24 protein-coding genes are annotated in these 20,558 nt (G+C 69.7%); 9 read left to right on the top strand and 15 right to left on the bottom strand.

Annotated features, from left to right (window positions below):
• Position 1: 1 nt before the first annotated feature.
• The 12 genes from SZN_RS15755 to SZN_RS15700 form a co-directional block, all read right to left on the bottom strand.
• Positions 2-304, bottom strand: a complete 303-nt coding sequence (locus tag SZN_RS15755) for a hypothetical protein (RefSeq protein ID WP_007496077.1) — start codon at positions 302-304, stop codon at positions 2-4.
• Positions 305-335: 31 nt separating this feature from the next.
• Positions 336-1,571 carry an MFS transporter gene (locus tag SZN_RS15750; protein WP_007496075.1) on the bottom strand — a complete coding sequence of 412 codons (1,236 nt, stop codon included), beginning with the start codon at positions 1,569-1,571 and terminating at the stop codon, positions 336-338.
• Positions 1,568-2,086, bottom strand: coding sequence for a hypothetical protein (locus SZN_RS15745; RefSeq protein WP_007496073.1), 519 nt, complete (start codon positions 2,084-2,086; stop codon positions 1,568-1,570). The genes SZN_RS15750 and SZN_RS15745 overlap by 4 nt, the downstream gene beginning before the upstream one ends.
• Positions 2,083-2,928 (bottom strand): winged helix-turn-helix transcriptional regulator, encoded by an 846-nt coding sequence (locus SZN_RS15740; protein WP_007496071.1) that lies wholly within the window; start codon positions 2,926-2,928, stop codon positions 2,083-2,085. Before SZN_RS15740 ends, SZN_RS15745 begins: the two co-directional genes overlap by 4 nt.
• Before the next feature lie 40 nt (positions 2,929-2,968).
• Entirely contained in the window at positions 2,969-3,382 is a 414-nt protein-coding gene (locus SZN_RS15735) for a hypothetical protein (protein WP_007496069.1), read from the bottom strand.
• Positions 3,379-3,834 carry a hypothetical protein gene (locus SZN_RS15730; protein ID WP_007496067.1) on the bottom strand — a complete coding sequence of 152 codons (456 nt, stop codon included), beginning with the start codon at positions 3,832-3,834 and terminating at the stop codon, positions 3,379-3,381. Before SZN_RS15730 ends, SZN_RS15735 begins: the two co-directional genes overlap by 4 nt.
• Entirely contained in the window at positions 3,831-4,313 is a 483-nt protein-coding gene (locus SZN_RS38675; RefSeq protein WP_078508634.1) for a hypothetical protein, read from the bottom strand. Before SZN_RS38675 ends, SZN_RS15730 begins: the two co-directional genes overlap by 4 nt.
• Positions 4,314-4,405: 92 nt before the next feature.
• Positions 4,406-4,759: an SH3 domain-containing protein gene (locus tag SZN_RS15720; protein WP_007496065.1), complete on the bottom strand. Its 354-nt coding sequence runs from the start codon at positions 4,757-4,759 to the stop codon at positions 4,406-4,408.
• Positions 4,760-4,907: 148 nt separating this feature from the next.
• The gene (locus tag SZN_RS15715) at positions 4,908-5,654 is read right to left on the bottom strand and encodes a hypothetical protein (RefSeq protein WP_007496063.1); all 747 of its coding nucleotides are present in this window, start codon (positions 5,652-5,654) and stop codon (positions 4,908-4,910) included.
• A gap of 19 nt (positions 5,655-5,673) precedes the next feature.
• Entirely contained in the window at positions 5,674-6,159 is a 486-nt protein-coding gene (locus tag SZN_RS15710; RefSeq protein WP_007496061.1) for a hypothetical protein, read from the bottom strand.
• Positions 6,156-6,707 (bottom strand): DUF4913 domain-containing protein, encoded by a 552-nt coding sequence (locus tag SZN_RS15705; RefSeq protein ID WP_043730925.1) that lies wholly within the window; start codon positions 6,705-6,707, stop codon positions 6,156-6,158. Before SZN_RS15705 ends, SZN_RS15710 begins: the two co-directional genes overlap by 4 nt.
• 246 nt (positions 6,708-6,953) lie before the next feature.
• Positions 6,954-7,709: a DNA-methyltransferase gene (locus tag SZN_RS15700; RefSeq protein WP_007496057.1), complete on the bottom strand. Its 756-nt coding sequence runs from the start codon at positions 7,707-7,709 to the stop codon at positions 6,954-6,956.
• 474 nt (positions 7,710-8,183) lie between these two features.
• On the opposite strand from SZN_RS15700, the gene SZN_RS15695 reads away from it, so the two are divergent.
• The 7 genes from SZN_RS15695 to SZN_RS15665 all read left to right on the top strand — a co-directional run bounded on the left by SZN_RS15695 (position 8,184) and on the right by SZN_RS15665 (position 15,644).
• Positions 8,184-9,305, top strand: coding sequence for a C40 family peptidase (locus SZN_RS15695; protein ID WP_007496055.1), 1,122 nt, complete (start codon positions 8,184-8,186; stop codon positions 9,303-9,305).
• Positions 9,306-9,592: 287 nt separating this feature from the next.
• Positions 9,593-9,907 carry a DUF6112 family protein gene (locus SZN_RS15690; protein WP_007496053.1) on the top strand — a complete coding sequence of 105 codons (315 nt, stop codon included), beginning with the start codon at positions 9,593-9,595 and terminating at the stop codon, positions 9,905-9,907.
• Entirely contained in the window at positions 9,907-10,581 is a 675-nt protein-coding gene (locus tag SZN_RS15685; RefSeq protein ID WP_007496051.1) for a hypothetical protein, read from the top strand. The genes SZN_RS15690 and SZN_RS15685 overlap by 1 nt, the downstream gene beginning before the upstream one ends.
• Positions 10,582-10,616: 35 nt before the next feature.
• Positions 10,617-11,987, top strand: coding sequence for an SCO6881 family protein (locus SZN_RS15680; RefSeq protein ID WP_007496048.1), 1,371 nt, complete (start codon positions 10,617-10,619; stop codon positions 11,985-11,987).
• 81 nt (positions 11,988-12,068) lie between these two features.
• Positions 12,069-13,541 carry an SCO6880 family protein gene (locus tag SZN_RS15675; protein WP_007496046.1) on the top strand — a complete coding sequence of 491 codons (1,473 nt, stop codon included), beginning with the start codon at positions 12,069-12,071 and terminating at the stop codon, positions 13,539-13,541.
• Positions 13,542-13,648: 107 nt separating this feature from the next.
• Positions 13,649-14,110 carry a DUF6238 family protein gene (locus tag SZN_RS15670; RefSeq protein ID WP_007496045.1) on the top strand — a complete coding sequence of 154 codons (462 nt, stop codon included), beginning with the start codon at positions 13,649-13,651 and terminating at the stop codon, positions 14,108-14,110.
• Positions 14,111-14,138: 28 nt separating this feature from the next.
• Positions 14,139-15,644, top strand: coding sequence for a VirB4 family type IV secretion system protein (locus tag SZN_RS15665; RefSeq protein WP_007496044.1), 1,506 nt, complete (start codon positions 14,139-14,141; stop codon positions 15,642-15,644).
• 68 nt (positions 15,645-15,712) lie between these two features.
• Here the strand turns inward: SZN_RS15665 and SZN_RS15660 are convergent, their stop codons facing one another.
• From SZN_RS15660 to SZN_RS15650, 3 genes are all read right to left on the bottom strand, one after another.
• Positions 15,713-17,191 carry a site-specific integrase gene (locus tag SZN_RS15660; protein ID WP_244313365.1) on the bottom strand — a complete coding sequence of 493 codons (1,479 nt, stop codon included), beginning with the start codon at positions 17,189-17,191 and terminating at the stop codon, positions 15,713-15,715.
• A gap of 317 nt (positions 17,192-17,508) precedes the next feature.
• Positions 17,509-17,832: a helix-turn-helix domain-containing protein gene (locus SZN_RS15655; protein ID WP_007496042.1), complete on the bottom strand. Its 324-nt coding sequence runs from the start codon at positions 17,830-17,832 to the stop codon at positions 17,509-17,511.
• Between the two features lie 7 nt (positions 17,833-17,839).
• Entirely contained in the window at positions 17,840-18,919 is a 1,080-nt protein-coding gene (locus SZN_RS15650) for a tyrosine-type recombinase/integrase (RefSeq protein ID WP_007496041.1), read from the bottom strand.
• Positions 18,920-19,171: 252 nt separating this feature from the next.
• Here SZN_RS15650 and SZN_RS15645 point away from each other — a divergent pair, with 252 nt between their 5' ends.
• Both SZN_RS15645 and SZN_RS15640 read left to right on the top strand, forming a co-directional pair.
• Positions 19,172-19,954 carry a ParB/RepB/Spo0J family partition protein gene (locus SZN_RS15645; protein ID WP_007496039.1) on the top strand — a complete coding sequence of 261 codons (783 nt, stop codon included), beginning with the start codon at positions 19,172-19,174 and terminating at the stop codon, positions 19,952-19,954.
• Positions 19,951-20,457, top strand: coding sequence for a hypothetical protein (locus SZN_RS15640; protein WP_007496037.1), 507 nt, complete (start codon positions 19,951-19,953; stop codon positions 20,455-20,457). Before SZN_RS15645 ends, SZN_RS15640 begins: the two co-directional genes overlap by 4 nt.
• The last annotated feature ends 101 nt before the right edge of the window (positions 20,458-20,558 follow it).

Below are 20,558 nucleotides of genomic sequence, written 5' to 3'. Positions count from 1 at the left end.
CTCAGGCAGCACGGCGGCGACGCAGCTCGAACGCACCAGCCCAACGGGGATGGCCGTCGATCAGCTTCCGGGCGTACAGCGCGGTGAAGTTGTTGTTCAGTCCGGCAACGCCGTGCGGGAGTTCGCGGCGGAGATCCTCGAAGAGGTCTTTCATGCCGATGCGGGTGGCACCGGCCGCCAGACGGAGAGCGGCCATGCGTTCGAGCGTGTAGTAGACATGCGGGTTGCGCGCATCGAAGGCGTGGAACTGCTCGGTGATGGTGTGCCCGGTCGTGCGGTGCGACCCTCGGACGGCGATAGGCATGACGTTCTCCACGGACTGGGGCGCAGCAGGGTCAGGGGCGAAGGGCGGGGTCGCGGCGCAGGCGGACGAAGGCGCAGAGCAGGCCGAGGGCCTGAAGGACGGCACAGACGGTGATGACGTGACCCAGAGCGTCGGGGGGTGTGAGGGCGGTGAGCAGGCCGGCGACGGGGAAGGGCAGGAGGAGGATGAGGATGGTTGCGGACAGCGTGCTGCCGAACTTCTCCGGGGGGATGAGGTGGGACCGCAGGGTGCGCAGGACGACCGCCAGGCCGCCGTCGGCGGCCATGAGGATCGCGACCAGCACCAGGTAGGACAGGTAGTCGGGGGCTTGGGCCGCGGCGAGGCAGGCCAACGAGGCGAGGACGGCGCAGACGGCGCCGACGGGCCACAGACCCAGGCGGTCCAGCGCGAACCGGCAGATGGTGACGGCCAGGAGCGTGGCCGCTGCGGCGGCGGACCACACCAAGCCGACGGCGGTGGTGGACTGGCCGAAGTGCTTGACGACGATCACCGGACCGGCTGCCTGCAGAATGCCGATGGCCAGGTTTGACACGGTCAGACCGGTGACCAGCCAGCCGAGCGCCGGCAGCGAGCGGATGGTCCGCCACCCTGTGAGGAGCCCGGCGCCCGGCCGCCCCTTGCGGCGGTGATCCGAGGCCGTGAGCGAGGGTGGGGTGCGCAGGGCAAGCAGCGCGGCGAGCAGCGAGAGCGCGGTGATCACCGCGAGCATGGGGGGCGGTCCGGCCAGCAGGAGCACCCCGGCGAGGGCCGGACCGGCCAGGGTGGCTGTCTGGTCGATGCCGATAAGTACCGCTTGGACTCGGTGGGCTAGAGATCCCGCCCGGCGTCCCGCGGCAGCGCCAGCGGTCTCGGCTGCGATGTAACTGAACTCGGTGAGCACGCCGGTTGTCGCCGCCAGCGCCATCACGGTGACGCTCGCCACGGCCCCCGAGGGGTGCAGCCACAACAGGGTCGCGCCTGCGGCGAGGGCCACCGCGCGCCCCAGGGAGGCAAGGTGGAACACGATGGCCGCCCCTCGCCTGTCGACGATCGATCCTGCCCATCCGAAGGCCGCCAGCCGCGGCATCCACTCCAGGGCGAACGCGGCCCCCGTCAGCGCGGCGGAGTTCGTGGTGGCCAGAACGAGGAGCGGGATGCCGTAGGTGCACATCGCGAAAGCGAGGGCGTCGGCCGTGCGCGGCAGGTAGATGGTGCGCAGCAGCGAATCGGCGGGGCGTAGGTCCCGGGAGTCTGTGACGTGGCTCACGCGACCGGCTCGTACGGGGACGAGCAGGTGAGCTGCGGGTTCTCGGCCAGCCACTGGAGCAGGAGGTCCAGAACGTGGGCCGGGTCGGCCTCGGGCTCGGTGCTGGCCCAGCTCGCGGCGGAGGGGCGTGCCGAATCCTGTGCGCTCTCGCTGGAGGTCTGGAGTGCCAGCAGTCCCAGGACGTGACGGACGCGGTGGGTGAACTCGTAGACCTCCGCCGGTGAGGAGTGGCGGCGGGACCAGCGCGCTGCCGCGTCGTAGACGTCGGCCAGCTCCTGGCCGCGGTGGGTGAGTTCGAGGCCGGCGCCCGGCGCGGTGCGGACGAGACCGTGGTTGCGGGCCGTCTCGGTTGCGATCCGCAGGTGATGGGTGGAGAGGTCGGGGAGGGTGGCGGCCAGTCGCCTGGGCGGTATCGCTCCGTTGTCGTCGATCTCGGTGATCAGGCGGATCAAGGGGCGCGATGCCAGTACCTCGACCGCGGTGCGTATCTCAGCTGTGGTGAAGGAGGCGGTCATCGGCGCGGCCCCCCTGCCGGCAGGGCCGTCTCCGGGCCGGTGGTCGTGGAGTGGGAGAAGAGTTCGCGGCTCTGCCAGGTGGCCGGAGCCACCTCCGGTGCCCGCGTCGGGAGGGGCGTTCCGGGGGCTGTCCGGGACAGGCTGCTGACCCATGGCTTGGATGCCGGTCCGGCGTGCGGGGAACCCCAGACCGGGTGGGACGCCGCCTCGTGGAGGGGCTGTCCGGCGGCCCACGCGGACAGGGCGCTGAAGACGGGGCCCAGCCCGTTGCCGGACGCGGACAACCGGTAGGGCCGGCCCTTGCCCTCGGTGTTGACCAGGGCGTCGTCAACGAGCTGCCGCAGCGGTGGGTAGATGTTGGTCCAGTCGCTGTTGGGCATCACGAGCCGGGCCAGGGTGCGCCCGCTGACCTCCTGGTAGGTCTTGAGCACCCACAGGATGGCGGCGGCGTGGCGTCGGGTGAGGAGTGTGAGGCTGTCCTCTATGTGTTCGATCGCCATCAGCGGGTGATCCGCCTTCTCCAGGTGCTCCTCGGCCCAGGTGACGATCACCGGCAGGACCGGCAGCAGGGCGCTGCCGCGCTCGGTGTTCCCGTAAGTCACGTGTCGCGCGCTGTGCTCGGTGCGCTCCACCAAGCCGGCGTCGCACAGGGCCTTCACCTTGGGGTGGAGCTGCCCGTCGTGGAGCCAGGACACCTTGGCGGCCAGATCGCTGTACCTCATGGGGCGAGCGGAGAGTGCCAGCAGGATCCGCACGTTCCACCGCGGGGTGATCATGCCGAGGGCTTCGGTGACCCGGGCGATGTCGGTCGCGGTGTCAGGGGGCAGGGCGGTGATGGCCAAGACAAGAACTCCTGGGTCAGTAAGGGAATGCGCCGCCGGGTCAGCGGCTGTGTGCCGCGCTCGGCGTGGCACAGGGCGGAGCGGTTGCAGGGGCCGCAGCAGGCGGCGGAGGCGGCGCCGGGGCTGGGATGGGGGCGAGGCTGCGCAGGACGGCAGTCACCGACGTGGCCTGGACGTCGCGGACGGCAACGGCTTCGGCGAGCCGGCGCGCACCATCCAGGAGGTGGGAGACCTCGTGCCGGTCGATTGGCCGCTCGGGATGGAGAAGCCGGGTGAGGTGCTCGCGGTGGAAGACGATGCTGCGTTCGGCACCAGCGAGGTGCTCATGCATGCCGAGAAGGGCGCAGAGCATGCCGGGCGGCTGGTCTTGGGCGTGGGCGCGGAGGTCGGTGAGCGGGGCGCCGTACAGGTCCTCGATCCGTCCGGCGATCTCGGCGGACGTGAGGTGGGTCAAGCAGGCTTTCCGGGTCGGGGGCCCCGGGCCGCCCCGGCACGCGGTGGTGCGGGCGCGGCCGGGGTGGGCAGGGTGACGGTGGCCCGGGGCTGTGTCATGCGCACGGGCCGGGCCAGCTGGCCGGGCGGGGGCATGGTGCGTAGCAGTTCGCCGAGGGCGGCGCGGTAGCCGTCGCGGGCGTCCAGCGCAGCTTCCAGCCACTGGGCGTCGAAGCGGAGCTTGTCCGCCGACAACTCGCCCATATCGCGCTCGGAGTTCATGTCCGCGTGCACGCGGTCGCGGACACGAGCCACCTGTTCTTCGGTCAGCGCGAGAAAGGAGCGCAGCTCCAGGGCGCGGGTGAGGGCGGGAGAGGCGTCGCGCGCGACAGCGGCCTCGTGCAGTTCGGGAACCGGGCTCCCGAAGACCTGCTGGAGGTCGATGTCCATGGTGCTGGCCTTGGTCGGGCTCATCGGGCCGGCCTTCCCGCTCGCACCGTCGAGGCGGGAGCGGGCACTCCACCGGGTTGGTGAGGAGCGCTGGTCTGCACCGCCGGCCCTGTTCGGGGGCGTAGGCGGGCCAGCCGTTCGGCGGCCAGATCCTTCCTCCCCGGTGCATCGGGATCGAGGAACCACTTCACGACCATGGCCCGGCCGTCGCGAGTCGTGACGGCAGCGTTCACCCGATGGGCAAGGTCCATCGTCGGGTCGTCGACCTCGCTGGGCTGGGTCTGGAGCGCGGCGAGGAGGTCGTCCTCCGTTCGGTCGAGCACCGACTGGGCCTCGACGAGAAGACCGTGCCATTTGACGACATCGGTTGCGTCCGGATTGGCGGTCGGCGCGGCGGCGACTGCGGCTTTCAGCTGGTCCAGATCCATGCCGAAACGCGCTTCGATCCGTTCGGTGAGCACGCCCACGACATCTTCAGCGTCATCGGATATGTGCTCGGGCAAGGGAAGCTCCTATTCGGGAGAGGACGGGCGTGGGACCGGGCGAGGAGGTGACGGGCCTCGACGTCTTGGGTGTACGGGAACCGATGAGCCTGTCAGTCGAGGCACATTCGGACGTCGCGGTAGACGTACGTGCCGGAGACCCAGCCCTTGACGCCGGTGGTCTTGTCTGTGATGTAGAGCCAGTTGCCGCTCTTCTTGGAAACGCTGAACTTGTGGCTCTTGTAGAGCACGCCCAGGGCGGTGGACGAGGCGCTGGCCTTGGACCGGATGGTCACAGCGCTGGTGTGCACCTCGTACGGCAGCGGCGGCAGGATCTGGCAGCTGACCGCGGGGGCGGCGGTCGCCGCCGTGGGTACGGCCGCCGCACTCGCGCTGATGGCGGAAAGCGCCGGCAGGGCCAGCGTGCCGAGCAGAGCCGCCGACATGGCGATTCGGGTGGAGCGCATGCGGAAGGAACCTCCATGAGGCAAACGGGATTGCGCGAAAGGGCGCTGCCGGTTGTCCCGGCGGCTGCATCAAGAATCCGGAGAATCGCCGGTTTGGCTAACCGGCGATCGTCGGCTATGTTGCGCCCACCGTTGCCAGTTGCCGACGTCAGAAGAGACGTCCGGGTGCGCGTACAGGCGGAGCCTTCGGTACAGCAGACGGACGTGCGGGCGCGGTTGACCGACGGACGGGCGGCAGCGGACCGGCATTTCCAGCGAGGCGGTCTTCGCCCCATTGCAGGGCTTCACCGACAGAGGAGAATCCGCCCTCGCGCAGCGTGTAGGTCCATGCGTTGCTGTCGACCTCTTCGACCACTACACGAAAGGGGCTGGGCGCGTGCTCGTCCAGGGCCCGCAGCACGACGATGGTGACCATGTCCTCGGGATCGTCGCGGGTGTAGGAGTAACCCATCGCGTAGTGGTCGCCGTCGCTGGCCAGGCGCCGCTCCAGCGACCGGGGCGTCTCGTCGGCCGCAGGGGGGCCGAGATCGGGGTTGAGGGTGATGGCATCGGGGCGGCAGCCGCGGTGGATGAGCCAGGACTGCGCCAGGGCCGGCAGCGGCAGGACGGCCTGCTCGAAGGCGAACGTGCGCTGCTCCAGGTCCCGTCGAAGGTGCACGGCACGGTAGGCCGCGGTGCCGGGATGGTCGAAGGTGGCGGTTCGGTCGAAGAGGACGAAGTAGCTGTGCACGCCGTTCGCCGTGTGGTGTTCGGCGAGCGGCACCAGCATGTCGGCGTCGCCGACCTGCTGGTAGAAATCGAGGAGGACGTCCTCGTCGGCGTCGAGGTGATCCACATCGAAGGCGACGGATTCAGGGGTGGACGCTCGGTCGGGCGCCGGTTCGCTGGACGACAAGAGGGCCTTTCACGCGGGGTCAGCGGGTGTGCCGGGAGGCGGGCGAGTGGGCCGGCCGAGGCAGACCCGGCAGCGGGCCGGGGGTCGGGCCGGGTCGGGGTACGGGCCCGCGGGTGGTCAACTGGGGGGAGCGGGAGCGTGCCGCGTGGGTACGGGCGCTTACCGGCCGGCGGGTCATCCCCAGCCGGCGGCCGACCTCGTCGTAGACGTCGTTGCCTGCCCTGGGCCGGAGGGCCACGACGTGGATCTCCTTGTGGTGCACGGAGTCCGCGGGTGCCTGGCGGACTCCGTAGACGACGCGCCAGTCCTTGCGAGCGTCGACGAACAGCTTCCGGTATCCCTCCAGGTCGCCGTCCAGGCGCAGCCCGAAGCGTTGCGCGTTCACGACCTCCTGGAGGTAGGCGAGGGTGATGTCGCGGATGTGGCTGGGGGCCTGGAGGAGGTCTGTCAGCGCGCGAGGGTCGAAGCTCAGGCCGAAGGCGGGCTCTCCTGCTCCCCCGCTCATGACGTCGGCTCGTCCGGCTCGGTGGTGCCGACGGCTTCGGCGGCGGACGCCGCCTCGGTGCGTATGGACGGCGGCGGGCCGGGCAGCAGGCGGTGCGCAGGCCGCTCGGGCGAGGTCATGCACGCCGACAGCGGCCCACCCGGCGCGCGGATGGCAGCGACCGCGTGGGTGAGGAAGTCCCGGTGCCACACGAACAGGCCGCTCAGCCCCGATTCGGGGTCCTTGTGCTGCTGATAGGCGAGCCAGAGGGCGTGGAGCCAGGCCACGACGTCGTCGTGCTCCTGCCACTGCAGGCACCAGGGGGCCGCGGTGGTGACCTCCGCTCCGTAGACGGGAAGGAAGAAGTCGTCCACCCAGTCGCTGAGGGCGTCGAGTTCGTCTTCGCGTTCCTCCCCGTCCAGCTCCAGGATCGGCCGGGGCTCCGGCGGAGCGGCGGGAGCCAGCCCACCGAAGCCCGGCATACCGAACGCCGCGAACGGGGATTCACTCCGCGGTGGAGCGGAGGCGAGATGGTCCAGCTGCTGGGCCTGCTGCGCCGACTGCTCCATGAGCCGCCGCACGCTCGCCTCGATCCCCTCAAGATGAGGGTCCGGGACGCGGATCGGCTCCAATTCCCCGCCTGCTGCGGGTTCTACGGATTCGGGCATGAAAGAGTACGGCCTCCTACGAGACGCGAAAGTGATGGTGGGCGAAAGCAGCGGCGTACACGCGGATGGCGAAGTACCGGTCACATCAACGGCCGTTCGGCATTCGACGGCGTGCGCCGTCTCCGGAATCGGGTACGCCGCAGCCGCCTATCCGGTGAGGACCATGTCGTCCTGGGTGAGGGTGGCGCGGATCGTCTCGGTAAGCCGGTCGGCAGCGATCGACGCATAGTGCTCGGTCTTCTCGACGCCGATGAAATCGCGGCCCTCCAGCAGGGCGGCCACGCCGGTGGATCCGGAGCCGGCACAGAAGTCGAGGACGGTGCCTCCCTCGGGGCTGATCTTGACCAGCTCACGCATCACCTCCACCGGCTTCTGCGTGATGTGCTGCCGCTTCGCACCGGAGGGCTGCGATGCCGAGTACAGGCCCGGCAGGTAGACCGGGTTGCGTGAGCCGTCGATCGGCCCCTTGGAGGCCCAGACGATGAACTCGCAGTTCTGCGTGAAGCGGCCCTTCTGCGGCCGTGCGGCGGGCTTGTGCCAGGCCAGCACCCCACGCCACAGCCATCCGGCGGCCTGGATCGCGTCCGTCGTGGTCGGCAGCTGGCGCCAGTCGGTGAACAGCAGACTCGTCCCGCCGGTCTTGGTCAGGCGGTGGGCTTCGGTCATGATCTGCGTCAGCCAGAAGTTGTAGCTGCGCTGATCCATGTTCTCGCCGGTGAAATCGGGAAGTTCATTCTTCGCATCGGCGGAGGTGTACTTCTGCTTGGCGGAGCGCGTCGTGCGTTCCTTCGCGGTGCGCCCGCCGGAGTTGTACGGCGGGTCGGTGATGACGGAGTCGACGCAGCCGTCCGGCAGGCCGGTGAGGACAGCCAGAGCGTCGCCCTGGTGGAGAGAAAAAGGCAAAGAGGAACCCCAATTCGGGTGCGGAGTCACGGAAAGAGACAGCCGCCTCGCACAGGAGTCCTCGCTGGCCGAGTACGGGCATGCAGAAGCCCAGGGCCACGGACCGAGGAGGGCGAGGGGAGTCCAACAACTGTAGGGCCGAATTAGCCGACGACCAAGAAGTGCCCGTTGAGGGGTCGGATTCCGGCACCCCGCGCTGACTTTTTGGTCAACCGCCGATCCGCACCTACTGTTTTTGAACCGCCCGGCGCACACCGCCGTTGGCTACTACCGCCCCACCTAGCTCACCACCCGGGCCACGCGAAGCGAGCGGCAGCTCGCCCCGCCGGCCCTGCCTCCGATCCCCCCGGCCCGCCGCGCCCTTCCACCACGCCCTGCGTACGCGGTGTGCCGGACACCACCGAAGGACACCTGCATGACCTCTCGTTACCCACCCCTGCCCGACATCGCTGGCCGGCGAGCGGTCCGCTCGGGTTGAAGGCCCTCTCCGCCGTCATCGGCGTCATCTTCCTCTCCCCGATCCTCCTGGCCGGCACCGGCATGATGCTGGCCTCCTCCGCCGACGCTGTGCAAAGCAACGGCACCCTCAGCAACTGCCTGACGGACCTGGATTCCAGCGAGATCGCCGACCAGGTCTCCAAGCTCCTGGACGGCGCCTCCGGTGAGGACGTGCGCATCGAGGGCCTGGACCTGCCCACCGAGCAGGTCCCCCACGCCCAGACCATCGTCGCTGCCGGCCTCTCCCTCGACGTCCCGAAGACGGGGCAGATCATCGCGCTCGCCACGGCGATGCAGGAGAGCCGTCTGCGGAACCTGAACTACGGCGACCGCGACTCACTCGGCCTCTTCCAGCAGCGCCCCTCCCAGGGCTGGGGCAGCGCCCAGCAGATCCGCGACCCCGTCTATGCCTCCGAGCAGTTCTACAAGGGTCTGCTCAAGGTGAGCGGCTGGCAGCAGATGACCGTCACCCAGGCCGCCCAAGCCGTACAGAAGTCCGGCTTCCCGGACGCGTACGCACAGTGGGAGGACCTGGCCACCGCGCTGCAGAAGGCCATTGCCGCCACGTTCCCGAACGCCGGAAAGGACGAGTCCGCCAAGGACAAGGACGCCGAGGCCGCCTCCGGCGGATGTGCGCCGGACAAGGACGGCACGTCCTTCGGGCGGATCCCCGAGGGCAGCGTCCCAAAGGGGTACAAGATCCCCAAGGATGCCGATCCGAAGGCCCGCAAGGCGATCGAGTGGGCCATGCGCCAGCTCGGCACGCTCTACCAGTGGGGCGGCTCCTGCACCGACGCCCGCGGCCCCGACCCGATGGGCCGCTGCGACTGCAGCTCGCTGATGCAGCAGGCGTACGCACACGCCGACGTCCGCCTCACCCGCACCACGTACACGCAGGTCAACGAGGGCAAGGCCGTCTCGGCGAAGAACCTCAAGCCGGGTGACCTGATCTTCGACCGCGGCACCGCGGCCCGGCCCGAGCACGTCGGTCTCTACATGGGCGAGGGCCTCGTCATTGAGGCGCCGCGCACCTCGAAACCGGTCCGGATCACGCCGATCAAGGACTGGGCCATTTTGACCGTCCGCCGCGTCCTCTGACGCCGCGCGCCCCGGTGTAGGGTCCGATCCGTTTTGTCATTGTCCGCCCCATCTGTCATCGAACTGTCAGCCGCAAGGACGAACGCACAGGTCGGCCGTCCGAAGGAATTCGACAGATCGACTGGACGAAACCGCAGGTCAGTCCAGCACCGGACGACAGATCAAATCGGAACCTACAGCCCGCTCCGATCGGGCGAGGCCACCTCGCGGCCCCGTTCCGCGCCTCTCCGCTTCCCCTTTCACCGGCCCTCGCTCGGCCCTCGTACGCAAGGAGCCTCCTCACCCCTATGCATGTCTCGCTCGCCGACCGCGTCATACAGCTCGCCTACGACCCCGGAATCACGCCCAAGGGCGGCGGTCTTCCCGGCCTGAGTGTGCTGAAGACCGTCGTTAGCTCGATCAACCTCTTCGGCATCGTGGCCGTCGTCGGCGCCTTGGCCGTCTCCCTCGGTGTGTGGGCCTGGGGCCACCACACCGGCGGCCACCAGGCCGAGGCCAACGGCAAGAAGGGCGCCATGGTTTCCGCGGGCGCCGCCCTGGGCCTGGGCGCCGCCAACGGCCTGGTCGCCTTCTTCTCCAACCTCGGATCGCAGATCCAGTGATGAAGAACCGACTCCCCTCCCTCTCCTCCTACAGTGCGGGCTGGTCAGCGAACCTGCGCATCGCCGTCGTCGCTGTGGTCGTCGCCGCGCTGCTGGCCCTCGCCGGCGTCGTCGCCGTAGTGACCGACAGCGGGGAGGACCACCAGGCTCCGGCGACCACCGCCCCCGCTCCGACCAGCAGCCCGTCCGCGACCGAGCCCTCCTCCGGGTCAGGATCGGTGCCCAAGCCGCCGCAGATCTCCGAACCGGTCGCCTACGCCAAGGCAGCAGCCCAGATGCTGTGGTCCTACGACACCCGCGACACCAGCCGCGACCAGCAGCTCGCCGGCATGCACACCTGGATGACCACCGAGACCAAGTACGCCGACTGGACCTCGGTCTCCGGGCAGGTCCCCGACCCGGTTCTCTGGTCACGGATGGCCGACCAGGACCAGCACGCCACCGCCCACGTCACCGAGGGCCACTACCCCTCCGCGTTCAAGCAGGCCCTCGCCGACGATCCGTCCGCGATCACCGAGGCGTACATCTACGTCGTCACCGTCAACGGCAGGCAAGAGATCGCCTGGAAGAAGGGCGGCGGCGGAGCCGAGGAACGGGCCCTGACCCTGGCCGTGCAGTGCCGCCCGAATCAGGACTGCGCCCTGGCCGCCGTCGCCCCGAACGTCACGCAGTGACCCGCGCCTAACCACACGAAAGGAGAAGCAACCCCGTGGGTTTCTGTGACTTCCCCCTGGCGGACAAGCTGTGCGCCGTCGGCAACGCGGTCGACTTCGCCACCGACCCCGGCAAGGCCATCGGCGACTGGATGGCGAAGTCCGCCGGCGAACTGGCCGCCGCAGCAGCCGATCTCGCCGCCGAGGCGGTCAACACCACCACCAAGGTTGACCTGAACGCCTCGTGGTTCGTCGACAACTACGAGATGCTGCTGCCCCTGGGCCTGATCCTGCTGGTCGCCACCTTCTCCGCACAGCTGGTCCGGGCCGCCATCCGACGCGACAGCCAAGCCCTCACCCAAGCCTTCACCGGCACCATGTCAGGCGTCCTGTTCGCCTTCTGCGCCATCTCCCTGACCACCGTCGCCATCGAAGTCGTCGACGCCATCAGCGACGGCCTGTTCAAGGCCGCCAACCTGAATATCGAGACGGCCGTACGCCGCATCGTCAAGGTCAACCAGATCGGCGCGCTCTCCGGCCTGGGCTGGCTCGTGCCCGTAGTCGCCGGACTCGGCGCCGCCATCGGCGCGTTCCTCTACTGGTGCGTGATGATGGTCCGCAAGGTCGGCATCCTCGTCATGGTCACCCTCGCCGTCTTCGCCTCCGCCGGCGGCGGCTGGGAGGCCGCCCGGCGCTGGCGCAAGGGCTGGATCGAAGCCACCGCCACCCTCGTCGTCTCCAAGCTCCTGATGACCGTGATCTTCGTCCTCGGTATCGCCGCCATGGGCAAGACCGAGGCCAAGGACGGCACCGCCGCCCTGGCGGACGTCATGTCCGGCATCGTGATCATGGTTCTGGTGCTGCTGTGCCCGTACGCCGTGTTCAAGTTCGTGCACTGGGCGGCAGACGGCACCGATGGCGAGTCCATCCACCGTGCCGGCGGCGCCGGAGCCCAGATCGCCAAGGCCCACGCCGAGAAGGCCGCCCGCAAGGCCGCCGCAGCCGCAGCCACCGCAGGTACCGGTGGCGCAGCCGCCGGAGCGGGCGCCGCTCCGCAGGGTCCCGACGCCGGCGGAGGCTTTCCCGGTGACATCGCGGCCAATCCGACCGGCGGAGGCGACGTAGGCAAGGAAGGCCCGCAGGGCGGCGGAACAGGTGCCTCACCCGGTGGCGACGCTCTCAAGTCCGGACTGGAGAAGGCCGTCCAGCCCGCGCCGATCAGCGTGTCCGACGACACCAGCGGCCAGGTGGGCGGCAGCCCCGGGCCGGGTGGAGCCGGGACGTACGCCGCCTCCGGACAGGGAGGTGGGTGGCAGTCCACGCCGCCGACCACCACCCCGCCGCCCCAGGGCGCGCCCCCGTCCTCCGGATCGCAGAACGCCCCGTCCAGCGGGTCGAGCACACCGCCGCCTCCGGCCGGCCTCTGACCCCTTGCCCGAACACCGGGGGCGGGACGTGCCCCGCACCTGCCGCCCCCGGATTCCACCCGCGCCTCCAGGACCCACTTCATGACTGATCTGTCCGTCGCCCCGGTCACGGTGAAGTTCCCGCACCGTTCCCGCCGCGGCATCCTCCTCGGCCTCTCCCTGCCCCAACTTCTGCTCGTGTCCGCCACGCTGGCTGTGCTGCTGCTGACCATGATCTCCACCGGGCTGCTCGGCGCCGTCGCCCTGGCCCCTCTGTGGGCGGCGTCCGGCGCACTCGTCGCCATCCGTCGGCACGGACGATCCCTCATCGACTGGGCGCCGATCGTCACCCGCTACGCGCACCGCCGCCGCACCGGCCAGACCCTCTGGCTCGCCCGGCCCGTCACCCGGCCCCGGCAGGACGGCATCCTGCACCTGCCCGGCACCACCGCCTCCCTGAAGGTGGTCACCCCCGGCGACTCCGCCAACGGCGCCGCGGCCGTCCACGACCCGCACCAGCAGACCCTGACCGCCATCGCCCGCGTCAGCTCCCGCGCCTTCGCCCTCTTGGACCCCGCTACGCAGAACCACAACGTCTTGAGCTGGGGCCGCGCGCTGGCGGGCGTCGCCCGCACCGGGCAGATCGCCACCGTGCAGGTTCTGGAACGCACCGTCCCCGACAGCGGCGACACCCTCACCCGCCACTGGACCCACCACGGCCAGCCCCAGACCCCAGTCGCCGGGCAGATCTACTCCGAGCTGGTCGCCTCCGCCGGACCCGCCGCCGCACCGCACGAGACCTACCTCGCCATCTCCCTGGACCTCAAGGCCGCCCGGCGCCTGATCAGCCAGGCCGGCGGCGGGCTGCCGGGGGCGTTCACCGTCATGGAGCAGACCACCGCCTCCATCGCCCAGGCCGCCCGCAACGCCGGCCTCCAGGTCACCGGGTGGCTGACCGCGAGGGAGATCGCCGCCGTCATCCGCACCGCCTACGACCCGGCCGCCCTCGCCGCCCTCCAGCAGTGGTCCGAGACCGGCCGCGCCGAGGCCGACCCCGCAGCCGCAGGCCCCGTCGTCCAGGTCGAGGAGTACGACCGCCTGGCCACCGACAGCGCCCGCCACGCCACGTACTGGGTGGAGAACTGGCCCCGCACCGAGATGGGCGCCGGATTCCTGCACGGGATCATGTTCACCGCCGGCGTGCGCCGCAGCCTCTCCTTGATCTACGTTCCGCAGGCCCTGGAGTCCGCGCTGCGCGACGTCCAGCGGCGGAAGGCCGCGATCATCGCCGACGCCAACGAACGCTCCCGCCGCGGCCAGGTCGACAGCGAGGAAGACTCCGTCGAGTACGCCGACGTCAAGCAGCGTGAGCGCCAGCTCATCGCCGGGCACGCGGACGTCGCCCTGACCGGCCTGGTCACCGTCACCGCCGACACCGACGCCCTCCTGGACGCCGCCTGCGCACAGATCGAAACCCACGCCGTCACCTCCGGCGTCGACCTGCGACGGCTCAACTACCAGCAACCCGACGCCTTCACCCTCAGCGCACTGCCCCTGGCCCGCACCACCCTGTGAACTCGCCCCCTGTTCACCGGCCGGCGCCCCTGCCCACAGCCCTTCGCTCATCCGCGACACGAGCACCCGTCGCCGCCCCTGCTGCCTGGCAGGAAGGACCACCACCTTTGACCTCCCCCGCACCTCCGGAGGACGCGCACCCCTACCTGCGCGCCGCCAGCGCCGGAGTCCGACACCACACCCGCGCCCTCGGCCCGCCGGACGCCATACCGCCTCGGCCGGCCGACCGGCAGCACCTGGACGCACTCCACGGCCACCTCACCGCCCTGCTCCATCTGCTGGACCGCCTCGCCGAGAACACCCGCCCGCCCCACCCGGCCGCTGGCCGACACCTGACCACCGCGCACACCCACCTCTGGCAGGCCACCAGCGACGTCCACAACGCCTTCCACCTGCTGCCCACCGGCACTGCAGCGGACGCCAAACAGAGCACCTGCCGCCCCGACCGGCTGCCCGAAGGCCCGCCGGTGCTGACGATCTGCCAGCGCCACCTCGCCGCCGGACACGTCGTCCGCCGCAAGACCACCCCCAGCGACCTCCGCCCGCACACCACCACCTGCGTGCGATGAGCACCACCCGCAGAATCGAGGGCCCCCGATGAGCCACCGGCCCGTCCGCCGCGCCTCCGCCTCCCCGCTGTTCACCCCGCACGGCACTGACCGCGCCAGCCGCAAGGCCGCCCGCCGCCAGCTCGCCGAAGCCACGGCCAAGGCCCGCGCCGAAACCGGCACCCACTCCGCCCAGGCCACGAGCCCCGAGCACGAGATGCCCACCCCGCTCCACCCGGCCGGCGGACGCCCCGGCCCCGCCTCCGCCCGTGGGAACCGACTCAAGCTGCCCGCCCACCGCATGACCACGGCGGTGGCCGCCGGCGCGTACCCCTTCCTCGCCGAAGGCGGCCTCGGCGCCGAGGGCATCTACATCGGCCGCGACGTCCACGCCGAAGCGAGCTTCGTCTTCGACCCGTTCGCCCTGTACGGCAAGGTCGAGGGCTTCACCAACCCCAACCTGCTGCTCGCCGGCGTCATCGGCCAGGGCAAGAGCGCGCTGGCCAAGTCCTTCGCGCTGCGCTCGATCGCCTTCGGCTACCGCGTCTACGTCCCCTGCGACCCCAAGGGCGAATGGACACCGGTGGCTCAGGCCCTCGGCGGCCGGTCCGTCGCCCTGGGTCCCGGCCTGCCCGGACGACTGAACCCCCTGGACGCAGCCCCGCGCCCGGCGAGCGTCTCCGAAGCAGACTGGGCCGGCGAGATCCGCAAGCGGCGACTGCTCCTGCTCGGTTCCCTGGCCCGCACCGTCCTGGGCCGGGACCTACTGCCCATGGAGCACACCGGGCTTGACGTCGCCCTCGACGCCGTCGTCACCCATGCCGACGCCACTGGCCGCACCCCGCTCCTCGGTGACATCGCCAGCGCCCTCAACAACCCCGCCGCGCTCGACGAGGCCGCCGGGATGATGTCGGGACGGCTCGGCGAGGCCGCCCGCGACCTCGCCCACGCCATGCGCCGCCTCGTCTTCGGCGACCTGGCGGGCATGTTCGACGCGCCCTCCACCGTCGACTTCGACCCGAACGCGCCGATGCTCTCCATCGACCTCTCCCGCCTCGGCGGCTCCGGCGACGACACCGCGCTGGTCCTGGCGATGACCTGCGCCTCCGCCTGGATGGAATCCGCCCTCTCCGACCCCGACGGCGGCCGACGCTGGATCGTCTACGACGAAGCCTGGCGCCTGATGCGCCACGTCGGCCTGCTCCAGCGCATGCAGGCCCAGTGGAAGCTCTCCCGCGGCCTGGGCATCGCGAACCTGATGGTGATCCACCGGTTGTCCGACCTGCTCACCGCTGGCGACGCCGGATCACAGGGACGCGCCCTCGCCGAGGGCCTCCTCGCCGACTGCTCCACCCGGATCATCTACCGCCAGGAAACCGACCAGCTCCACGCCGCCGCCACCCTCCTCGGCCTGACCTCCGTCGAGATGGACGCCATCGCCCACCTCAACCGCGGCAGAGGGCTCTGGAAGGTCGCGGGGCGCAGCTTCATCGTGCAGCACCTCCTCCACAGCCACGAACTGGCTCTCTTCGATACCGACGCCCGCATGCACTGAAAAGACGGGAAGTTCGAGTGAATATTGACGCTTTTCGCAGGAACTTCAGTACTCATGGCGTCGGCAGGCTACCCAGGGGGCGAAGTTCCCGGAACATCCTCACGCGCGGCAGCGAGATCAGCGTGCTCGAGGGTGTCCAGGTAACGGTTGGTGCTCTCGATGCCGAGCCCGAACAGGTCGCTGATGCGGCGGGCATCGCCGCCGGTGGCATGGACCTCGGCGAGGATGCGGTCCTCACGCAGCGCTTGCGGACGAATGGCGCATTGCTTCCAGGGATAGCGTCTGCTGGCCGCGAGCAGTCGGGGTGCGGATTTCTGGTGGATGAGCAGATGCGGGTTGCGCGAGTTCGGCCAGGTACGGGAACGGTGGTCGAGCCATCGGGCGAGGCGGTCGCGTACCGGCTGGGCGAGCGGGATGCTGCGCCCGTTCAGGCGGAGTTTGCCGTCAACGGTGTCGGTCAGCAGCAGCTCGGAGACCTCCTTCGCGGTCAGGGCATGGAAGGCGACGAGAGCAACGGCCAGAGCGACGGCGGGGTTGGCCGAGTTCAACTCCTGCCGGACGAGGGCGGTGTCCATCGGCAGCGGCACGGTCGGGTTGAGTGCGGTGCCCTTCATGCCGCGCATGGGGTTCGCGAAGATGAGTTTGCGTGCCTTGAGGTTCTTGAACAGGGACCTCAGCCCCCGTTCCATGAGGGCACGCTGGGATCCGTTCTCCGGCAGGGCGGCGCGTACCTGCGCTGCGGTGATCTCGGCCAGCGACTGGTGTCCGGCCTCGGCCCAGGCGGTGATCGCCGGGGCGATGGCTCGGACGTGGACGCGCACGGTGAGCGGGTCGCGGGCTCGTTGTCGGGGTGCCGTGGTGGCGCCGTCGATCATGATCGTCAGCCAGACTTCGAGCTGCTGACGCATCACGGGCGGCAGGTCGGAGGTCTTGTTGGTGAAGTAGGTCTCGATCGGTCGCGGCCGGTCATCGATGAGCAGGTCTGCGGCAGCGAGGACATCGATGGTGGAGACGATGTTGCCGTCGTAGCGCGGAAGTTGAAGTACGTCGCTGGCGCGGATCTTCGCCGCCGGGGTGTCGCGGAGCGTCTGCAGCAGCCGCAGCGAGCGGATCACGTCGTTGCGTTGTCGCTTGCTCCACCCGAACCGCTCGGCATGCTCACGGACGATCGCGGCGCAGTATCGGGTCAGCTCGCTGTCCTCGGCCAGCGCTCGCCGACGGAGGACTTCCGCGTCGGGCGGCATGTCGATGAGCACGGTCTGGAACCATGGACTGACCGTGAGCGTGCTCGGCGCGGGGCCGGGCCTGCCCCATCCACCTGGCGTTTTCCTGGGCTTCGGAGGCCGTTTGCGCGGTCCGGGTTCGAGCCGGCGCGTCCGGCGTCGCTGGAAGTGCATGTTGGCGAAGTACAACTGCTGGCCGTGCGCGTTCGCTTCGGCCAGGTCGAGGGCTCGCCCGGGCTCCTGCAGCATCCGGGCCTGTTCCAGGCAGAGCCGGCACGCGCCCTGCTCCCCGACCGGACTTTCCCGGCGGCAGTAGTCGCACACGCTCTGCGGGTAATGGGACTGCCACCAACGGCAGGACCAGCACATCCAGTTGTGGGGCGGATACACGCCCCACGCCAGACAGCCCTTGCAAGATCCCGGCTTGTGCGGGCTGCGCGGGTGGCACCGTCGGCACATGCCCTGGCTGAAATAGTTGTTCCCCGTCGCGCACTTCGAGCACGGTGGCGGGGTGAAGGGGCCACCCGGCAGGCAGTCGTAACAGAAGTCCACGCGGGGCTTGGTCCACGCGGCCGGATTGACCTGGCAGCCGGTGCACTTCGGCGGCGACCGTAACGGCGCGTTCTCGCCCGGCGCGGGACTCATAGCGGCGGCGTCGAGCGGGGCTTGCCGAACCGGGGCGCGACCGGGGGCGGTGGCCCGTCGTCGTTGACGGCTTCGGCCTTGCTCGGGCGCCCCGCGGCCACCTTGTCCGGCTCCGGGGTCATCAGGTCCGAGGGGGCGCAGTGCAGGACAGCGCAGAGCACGTCGAGCTCGCTCAGCCGGATCGTCGGCGGGCTCCCGGCCCACCAGGACGACATTTTCCCGGCGCTGATCTCCAAGCCGGCATCGGCGAGCATCCGGCGCATCTGCGCGGATTTCCAGATACCGCGCTCGGCAGCTCGCATCCTCAGATTCCACTGCACGGGCTGCTCACCTCTCCTCCGCAAAGCGGGTCTCGGTCCGCCGGTTGGCGCTGCGCCAGGCCAGCTCCACGTGCTCGCTGCGTACGTGGATATAGCCGGACGTCGTGGAGAGCCACTGATGCCCCAGCAGCTCCTGGATCGCTTTCAAGTCCATCCCAGCCCCATACAACGAGGAAGCACAGTAATGCCGCAGCACATGAGGCGTCAGCCGACCCGACCACGACGGCAGGAACCGCCCGGTCTGGATCATCAGGCCCCGCCGCAGCGAGAAATCGCTCACCCGCCCGCACCGTCCCAGCTCCGCGTCGAACCGTTCCGAGGGGAGCATCGGCGCATCGGGATCAGCCCAGTCGTCACCGAACTGGTGACGGACCTCGGCCAGCCACCAGTCGACGAGCTGATCAGCGCCGTTGATCGCCGGAACCAGGCGCGCCTTGAAGCCGCGCCCGCGCGAGCCCTTCCCGAACCGCACGTGAAACTTGCCCAGCCCGCCCAGGTCAGGGCGCCAGTCACGGATGTCGAGCATGACCGTCTCATTCATCCGCAGCCCGAGGCGGCGCCACAGCGAGGCGGCGAAGTAATCCCTGGCAGCGGGAAGGTACTTGCGGGCCTCGGGTATCGACTGCCGCCAGCCGTTGAACAGTTCGTCGACCTCCACGTCGGCGGGCGGCACCCGAACCTTTCCCAGCGACGCGCCGGACTGCCGATTGAACTCATCGATCGGCTGTTCGACGATCACGCCTGTCGCCCGATGGATCGGCGCCTGATAGCGCGCGATCACGAACTCATAGAACCGCGCCAGCGCTCCGGCCTTGCCCGCGCGAGTGCTCACGGCATGCCCCATCCGCCGCTGCTCCGCCAGGAACCTGTCCGCCTCCGCGAACGTCGCCTCCCACAGCGGCCCAGTCAGCGACCGGGCAAACTCGATCACCGTCGCCCGGGTGGTGCGGATATGCCCGTCACTCAGCCCACCAGCGGCCATCGCCAGCACGTACTCGTCGACGATCTCCTGCTCGAAGTCCTCGACATCCTGAGCAGTCCGCAACACCTCGTCGGTAACGCCGCCTCGCAGCGCGACGAGCTTCATGCGCCCGGTCGTTCACCCTGACGGACCATACGTCGACCATACCGACGAACCGTCACCCACGCTGACGATTCATCACACCTTTGCCTGCACGCGAAGAACCCCCAACCACTTGGGAACACGGCCGATCCAACCCTGGGAATCGGAACCGGAACTTCAACGCATAGAGATTAAAGAGCGCCGAGTTCACGAATTCCGACGACAACCCCGCAAGGAATCACCATAGAAGCCCATCCGACCACCGCCCTGTTCCCCATGCTCGACGAGGACGAACTCCACGCCCTCGCCGACGACATCCGCGACCTGGGTCAGCTCCAGCCCATCGTCCTGGACTCCACCGGCCGGATCCTCGACGGCAGAAACAGGCTCCGGGCCTGCGAACTCGCCGAGGTCGAACCCGAGTACGTCACCTACAGCGGCGACAACCCGAGTGCCTACACCCTGTCGGTCAACCTCCGCCGCCGCAGCCTGTCGAAGGGCCAAGCAGCGATGATCGCAGCCAAGGCGTGTTCAGTCTCTGAACACGACCTCCGTTCAGAGACTGAACGGTCCGCCCGTTCAGTCTCTGAACAGGCCGGGGTCTCCCTGGGACGCATCGGCCAGGCGAACGTCGTCCTGCGCTACACCCCCGATCTCGTCGACTCCGTGATCGCCGGCGCCGTGGGCATCGACGAGGCATACCAAACGGCTCGGGAAAAGAAGGCGCAGGCTGACTCGGCAGAAGCGCAGCTCGCGCGGCTCCGGGACGAGGACCCCGCCCTCGCCTCCCGCGTCGCCGACGGTGAGCTGACCCTCCAGGGTGCCTGGGCGGAGCGAAGGGCCCGGATAGATGAGGACATACGCCAGCGCCGCGTCGCCACGCAACTGCTGTGCGAGGTCCTGCCCTCACTCGCTCAGGTCCGGGGCAGCCGCACCTTCGCCCTGTACGACCCCGAGTTCGCTCCGCCCGGCCGGGCCGTGACCCGAGAGGTCATCGCGCATGCGGCCACGGCCGTGGCCGAGATGGCTTCGGTGTGGGAGGAGCGTGACCTTCCGTGAAATTCACCTCCGACCCCGTCCTGCGGAAGATCGCACTGGAGGCCGCCCAGCAGGTCACCACCGACACCGGCCGCATTTACCAGGACGAGCTTCTCGAAGCGCTCTGCGAGCGGCTCGCACCGCGCAAGGAACTGCTCGGCCTGGTGATCAAGAAGGCTGGCCAGGCCATGATGCGAGACCTCGGGGAACGCCACAGTCCTCGCCGTCACCGCACCACCGACGGCCTGTATCACCCCAAAAGCATCATGAAGCTCGGCAACGGCATCTGGGTGTGGATGAAAGACAGCACCGCCACCGACATGACTGAGTGGGGACGTATCTCCTCGCGCAACTTCGTTCGAACGGCTACGGCAGAAGCACACAAGCAGGACTACGTCGGCAGCCGAAGCGACGCCTACCGGGAGAACCCCCACTGCGAGCGGCTCTCCATGCTCGAAGAGTCCGTCTTCGGCTACCAACAGGAATCGTTCGACGACCTCGGCTACGACTTCAGCACAGCATGAAGCCAGACCTGGATTTCCGCACACCGGCCGGCCTTCCACTGCCGCCTCCCGTGGCAACCACCTTCAACTGTGCAGGTGAGAGACCCTGATGGAAACCTCCG

Source organism: Streptomyces zinciresistens K42, assembly GCF_000225525.1.
GTDB lineage: Bacteria > Actinomycetota > Actinomycetes > Streptomycetales > Streptomycetaceae > Streptomyces > Streptomyces zinciresistens.
This window is presented reverse-complemented; position numbering and strand designations above follow the sequence as displayed.

Coding starts and splice junctions, on each gene's coding strand:
- SZN_RS15755 (WP_007496077.1), bottom strand. CDS start 304: ATGCCTATCGCCGTCCGAGGGTCGCACCGCACGACCGGGCACACCATC.
- SZN_RS15745 (WP_007496073.1), bottom strand. CDS start 2,086: ATGACCGCCTCCTTCACCACAGCTGAGATACGCACCGCGGTCGAGGTA.
- SZN_RS15730 (WP_007496067.1), bottom strand. CDS start 3,834: ATGAGCCCGACCAAGGCCAGCACCATGGACATCGACCTCCAGCAGGTC.
- SZN_RS15720 (WP_007496065.1), bottom strand. CDS start 4,759: ATGCGCTCCACCCGAATCGCCATGTCGGCGGCTCTGCTCGGCACGCTG.
- SZN_RS15710 (WP_007496061.1), bottom strand. CDS start 6,159: ATGAGCGGGGGAGCAGGAGAGCCCGCCTTCGGCCTGAGCTTCGACCCT.
- SZN_RS15705 (WP_043730925.1), bottom strand. CDS start 6,707: ATGGAGCAGTCGGCGCAGCAGGCCCAGCAGCTGGACCATCTCGCCTCC.
- SZN_RS15690 (WP_007496053.1), top strand. CDS start 9,593: ATGCATGTCTCGCTCGCCGACCGCGTCATACAGCTCGCCTACGACCCC.
- SZN_RS15685 (WP_007496051.1), top strand. CDS start 9,907: ATGAAGAACCGACTCCCCTCCCTCTCCTCCTACAGTGCGGGCTGGTCA.
- SZN_RS15675 (WP_007496046.1), top strand. CDS start 12,069: ATGACTGATCTGTCCGTCGCCCCGGTCACGGTGAAGTTCCCGCACCGT.
- SZN_RS15665 (WP_007496044.1), top strand. CDS start 14,139: ATGAGCCACCGGCCCGTCCGCCGCGCCTCCGCCTCCCCGCTGTTCACC.
- SZN_RS15650 (WP_007496041.1), bottom strand. CDS start 18,919: ATGAAGCTCGTCGCGCTGCGAGGCGGCGTTACCGACGAGGTGTTGCGG.
- SZN_RS15645 (WP_007496039.1), top strand. CDS start 19,172: ATGCTCGACGAGGACGAACTCCACGCCCTCGCCGACGACATCCGCGAC.